Raw genomic sequence first — 681 nt, 5'->3', positions numbered from 1 at the left:
GGGGAGGAGCCGTCGGTCAGACGACGACGAAGAACTGCTCGCCGATCTCGACCCGGGTGCCACGCGTCACCCGCACCCGGACACCCGGATCGGCACGGCGGGGCGGGAGGTCACGAGGTCGGACGACCGTGCCGTTGCCCGACCACCGGTCGCTGACCCACAGGGTCCCCGCCTCTTGGCCGAACTCGAGATGCGTCTTCGACACGGATTTTCCGGGATCGACGATCCGGACGAGCTGATCGAACCGCTCCCCCGGTTGGGGCGTCGGTGCCCGACCGACGAGGCCCGTGCCGTCGACCGTGATGCTCTCACCCGTGCTGAACTGCAGGACGTACTGGGTGCCCAGGCCACCACGACGGACGATGCGTGTCTCGTCGACGTCGTCGTCGTCCACCGGCAGGTCGACGGGGGGACGACGAGGCCGCCAGGGCGGGGCCGAGGACGAGGTCGGGGCCGGGGGCACGTCGGCGACGATCGGCGTCGGCGTCACGGCCGGGCGCTCGGCCCGGAAGCCCGGGACGTGGTCGATCGGCGCAGGGGCCGGGCGTGCTGCCGCCTGCTGCTGATCCTCGACGTCACCCTGTGCGGGGACGTCGCCTCGGGAGCCCGCATCACCCTGGTCGGTGCCGACGTCGTCTGTGCCGTCGTCGTCGGTGCCGACGCCGCCGGTGGCGACGTCGT

Annotated in this window: 1 protein-coding gene; it reads right to left on the bottom strand. The window is 72.5% G+C overall.

Translation table 11 applies throughout. From position 1 onward, the window contains the following. Positions 1-16 precede the first annotated feature (16 nt). Positions 17-681, bottom strand: a 665-nt coding sequence (locus ASE87_RS16305) for an FHA domain-containing protein (RefSeq protein ID WP_162235861.1), incomplete at its 5' end; no start/stop codon positions are given.

The sequence above is a fragment of the Frigoribacterium sp. Leaf44 genome (assembly GCF_001421865.1).
In the GTDB taxonomy this organism is placed as follows: domain Bacteria; phylum Actinomycetota; class Actinomycetes; order Actinomycetales; family Microbacteriaceae; genus Frigoribacterium.
This window is presented reverse-complemented; position numbering and strand designations above follow the sequence as displayed.